Raw genomic sequence first — 4,244 nt, forward strand, 5'->3', positions numbered from 1 at the left:
GACCTCCACAACGCCTTCGTCTCACTCGCCTGCGCGGTCATCTGCTGGCGACGCCTCAACACCCAAGGTCAGTGATCGTGTTACGAGTTCTAAGGACATACCTTGAGGTAAGCTCATCACATGGTGGGAGGTTCGCAGCTCATGCAGGCCGAGCCGGGGGAAGGGTATGAGGTGTTTCACACCGACTGCCCCGCGCGCGATGTGGTCGACCATGTGACCAGCAGGTGGGGCATCTGGGTGTTGATCTCCTTGCGGAGCAACGACCTTCGGTTCTACGAGCTGCGCGAGAGCATCCAGGGCATCAGCGAGAAGATGCTCGCCCAGACCCTGCGCACGCTGGTCGAGGACGGCCTGATCTGGCGGAGGGTCGAGCCGGCGACGCCGCCCCAGGTCACCTACGGGCTGACCGAGTTCGGTCGGGACGTCGGCGAGCCGCTGGCGGAGCTGTTCGACCGGATCACACGGCGGCTTTCACCGCGCAGCGCGCGATAGCGTGCTGGTAGTCGGCCGCGAAAGCGCATCCGGCGTGACCGGGCACCCCGCAATCCGAAGGCCTGGTCCGGCTGGTCCGCCAGGAGGAGGGCTTGAGCCACGCTCAACTCGCGTCGGGGCAGCCGGTGCTGTGCACCGATGGGCCGGTGACGTCCGGGCTGAGCGACCGGCGGCTGTGCGAGGAGGCAACCGGCTGGCCCCGCCGCGCCACGCACTCGCCGTTTGACACGCCGGCTCATGGGATGCCTGCCAAGTTCGGCGTGTTGAGATTTCCGGGTGCCATGGAATTCCACTCCCGAGAAGGCAGCGGCGACCCGGCAGGCTCGATCGCATGTCTGAGCAGCTTCCCGGTGCAAGCGCCGGACGATCCCATGCACGAGTACGCGACGCTATCTTGAGGTGGTCCAGGCGGGATCCCTGCAGAACACTCTGCAAGTAGCCGTCGGTCGTACGGGGCTGACGGCCCGGAAGATCAGGTGCGTCCGCCCCGCGCTCGCGGGGGTTGCTCTCGACGCCGTCCTCTTCGGCATGAGCACCGAATGGTCCTTTGGCCCCGTCGAAGGCCGCGTCAACGACCTCAAGGCCCTCAAACGCGGCATGTTCGGCCGAGCCCCCGCCTCCCCCTCCTAGGCAAGCTGCTCCTGCCGACCGCCGTGAGTCACCAGCCACAGGCCGTGACGGCCCCTCAGCGGAGCTGATCCGCTTCACGGGCCTCAGGCAGGCCTGCACAGTTCCGGCGCGTCCGTACACGCACCTCCCCCGAAGCATATATAGATGGGACAAATGCTGACCAAGCGGTGTAGACGCCGCCCGTCAGCCCCAACCGAGGCACGGGAAGCAGGGGTCATGGCCCGCAGTTTTCGAGTGTTCCATCCGAATCAGTCGCCTGGCGCTCAAGCCAAGAACTTCAACATCAACGGCTTCGACATCTCCAACGGCCACGCCGTGCTGGCCACCGCGGCGATCTTTCCGGGAGGTCCGGGCTCCTTCGGCCCTGACCTCAACCTCCGGCTCCAGGTCCACGGCCCCATCGTGTGGATCTCCAACATCGTCCCGCACGGCGGACCGACCGAGGCCACGGGCATCGAGTACGTGGTGCACGTCGACAACGCGAGCGCTCCGGTCAACGTTGCCGTCACGCTGACCGTGTTCGACAGATGCGAGGGCTTCGGCATCGTCTGACCCGCACAGGCTCCCCGTCGGCCACAAGGACAAGCCCGACCCTGACGAACGGCATCCAGAGCAACGATCCCGCCACCCCTACGTTGATGACACTCTGCATCGAGGCGAAGGACGACGCCCCGGATGACGGAGCGCCACCAACGCACGGCAGCACGGTCCAGTTCACAAAATCCGTGCCTGAACCGTCGAATGAGAGCCGCTCGGGCGGTGGGTTCCGGAGCCGCTGTGTGATCCCCGCGCCGGGTGCGGGACTCTGTGCCTTCGTGATCGTCAACGAGTTTCAGAGCCATCCCCATCGCGTGACCTTCGCCCGCGTCGGCATGGCAGCTGCTGAGCGGCCGTTCCTCGGCAGCCTGGCAGTCCCGGGTCCTCTCGGGCCGGCCCCCGACAGGCCCGGCCGACAAGGGCCCGGTTCAGTCTCCGATGCGCCTGGAAACCGGGGTGCCCCGGCCGTGCACCGCTGCGAGACTGGCCACCGTGACGCGACCTGAACTCTCCGAACTCGACCACCCTGCGAGAGATGGAGCGGCTCGCCGACGCGGTCGCGAACGCCGCCTCGGCCGAGGGCCGGCTTTCCTGTCTGCCCGAACCAGAGGATGCGACCCCGCTGCAGCAGGCGGTGAACGCACTGGCCCGGCGGCGGAACGGCCGCAGGCGAAACGACCCTGCGCCACACCCGGCCCGTCGCCTTCGCCCTCGCCGCCGCACGCCAGCCGCTCCGCTTCCAGGACCTAGCCGACAAGGTCCACGACGAGTTCCCCACCGCAACCGCCGAACAGGTCACCGGCATCCTGTCCGAGCTCGTCACCCAGCGGGCGCTCATCACGAACCTGCACGCCCCGGCGACCGACCCCGATCCCCTCAGGCGTCTCCTGACCGCCTTGGAGAAGGCCGGAGCCGAGCAAGTCGCCGATGCGGCCGGGGTCCTGGCGGATATGCGTACCGCTGACAGCAGCCTTCCGGCTCCGGCTGTCGACCTGCGGCTGGACTCCGACCTCGTCCTCCCGCACGCGGTGGCCGACGAGGCCGCCCGAGCCGCCCAGCTGCTGGCCAGACTCAGCGCCGCTCCCAACGGCACAGCAGCATGGCGGGCCTACCATCAGAAGTTCTACGAGCGCTACGGCCGCGGCGCGCTGGTGCCACTACTCGACACGGTGGCGGACAGCGGGATCGGCCGGCCCGACGGCTACCCCGGCGCCCGGCCTTCCGAAGTGCCACGCTTCGACGAACGCGACGAGCTGCTCGCCGCCCTCGCGCAGCGGGCCGCGCTCGACGGCGAGCGCGAGGTCGTCCTCGACGAGGTGCTGCTGTCCAGGCTCGATCTGGGCCCAGCTGAGCTTCGGCTGCCCCCGCATCTGGAGATCCTGGCGCGCCTCCACGCCGGCTCCCAGCAGGCCCTCGACCGGGGCGACTTCCGGCTGGAGGCGGTGCCGGCGTCCCGGGCGGCCGGTGTCTCGGTCGGGCGCTTCCTCCACCTTCCCGAGCCTGGGCACCGGGCGGCGTTCGCCGACGTGCTGACGAACCTTCCGACGATGGACGAGCACGCCGTGACCGCGCAGCTCTCGTTCCCGCCTCTGGACGCGGCGACCGGGCACGTCGCCCGCAGCATGGCGACCGGCCAGCTGGTGATCAGCCTCGCCGAGCACCGTTCCGCCGCCGACGGTGTCTTAATCGAGTGCGAGAGTCCCGGTCCGGGTGATACAAGGTCTGCGTGACTGAGCATCTCTACTTCCCCACCCTGCTGCGGATGATCGACGAGCGGTCCGCCGCGTTCCGCGCCGCCGTCGCCGCAGCCCCCAGCCTCGACGCCGACGTCCCGTCCTGCCCGGGCTGGACGCTGTACGACCTGGCGAACCACCTCAGTGAGGGGGACCGCTTCTGGGCCTACATCGTGCTGAACACCGCGCCGGGCGACGAGCGGCCGAGCAAGGACGGGCTGGCGGCGCCCAGGGAGCGCGAGGCCCTCATAACCTGGCTGGCCGACTCGACGGAGCAGCTGCTTACTGCTCTGCGCGAGGCCGGCCCGGACCGGGGCTGCTGGGCCTGGTGGGAGCCGCTGGCCTCGCCGCACACGGTGGCCGCCGTGGCCCGCCGCCGCGTCCCGGAGTCACTGATCCACACCTACGACGCCCAGCTGGCCTCCGGTGCCCCGCAGGAGCTGCCGACGACCGAGGCGGTCGACGCCATCGAGGAGTTCCTCGCCACCGTCTGCACCGTCACGGTCCCGTGGCCGGGCGAGCCCGCCACCATGGACTACCACGCAGCCGAGGCTGGCTCCTGGCGCCAGACGGTGGACGCCGCCGGTTCCCGCTTCACCCGCCTCACCGCGGCGGAGGCCGCCGAGAGCAAGCCCACCGCCGCCATCTACGGCACGGCGAGCGAGATGGCCCTGCTCATGTACATGCGCATCCCGGCCGGCTCGCTGCGGATGGAGGGCGACGCCGACCTGCTCCAGCAGCTGCAGGACTGGGACTAAGCTTGGCGTTTATGGTCGCTGGTCACTCGACCGGCTGAGGTCTCCGGGATCCGGGCGCACGTGACGCGGCCGTTCTTCACGCTTCGAGATGTCG

Annotated in this window: 4 protein-coding genes and 1 pseudogene; all 5 read left to right on the top strand. The window is 69.4% G+C overall.

Features of this window, described 5'->3' with window-relative positions:
• Positions 1 to 120: 120 nt before the first annotated feature.
• The 5 genes and pseudogenes from ACFC1R_RS38640 (at position 121) to ACFC1R_RS38660 (ending at position 4,150) form a co-directional block, all read left to right on the top strand.
• Complete coding sequence (locus tag ACFC1R_RS38640; RefSeq protein WP_375946402.1) at positions 121 to 492, top strand: winged helix-turn-helix transcriptional regulator; 372 nt, start codon at positions 121 to 123, stop codon at positions 490 to 492.
• 92 nt (positions 493 to 584) lie between these two features.
• Positions 585 to 890 (top strand): hypothetical protein, encoded by a 306-nt coding sequence (locus tag ACFC1R_RS38645; RefSeq protein ID WP_375946403.1) that lies wholly within the window; start codon positions 585 to 587, stop codon positions 888 to 890.
• Between the two features lie 466 nt (positions 891 to 1,356).
• Positions 1,357 to 1,674 carry a hypothetical protein gene (locus ACFC1R_RS38650; RefSeq protein WP_375946404.1) on the top strand — a complete coding sequence of 106 codons (318 nt, stop codon included), beginning with the start codon at positions 1,357 to 1,359 and terminating at the stop codon, positions 1,672 to 1,674.
• Between the two features lie 653 nt (positions 1,675 to 2,327).
• Positions 2,328 to 3,389: pseudogene (locus ACFC1R_RS38655) on the top strand (lantibiotic dehydratase); the annotation flags it as partial.
• Positions 3,386 to 4,150: a maleylpyruvate isomerase family mycothiol-dependent enzyme gene (locus ACFC1R_RS38660; RefSeq protein WP_375946405.1), complete on the top strand. Its 765-nt coding sequence runs from the start codon at positions 3,386 to 3,388 to the stop codon at positions 4,148 to 4,150. The pseudogene ACFC1R_RS38655 and the gene ACFC1R_RS38660, both read left to right, overlap by 4 nt.
• Positions 4,151 to 4,244 lie beyond the last annotated feature (94 nt).

Origin of the sequence: Kitasatospora sp. NPDC056138 (genome assembly GCF_042264695.1) — a bacterium.
In the GTDB taxonomy this organism is placed as follows: Bacteria; Actinomycetota; Actinomycetes; order Streptomycetales; family Streptomycetaceae; genus Kitasatospora.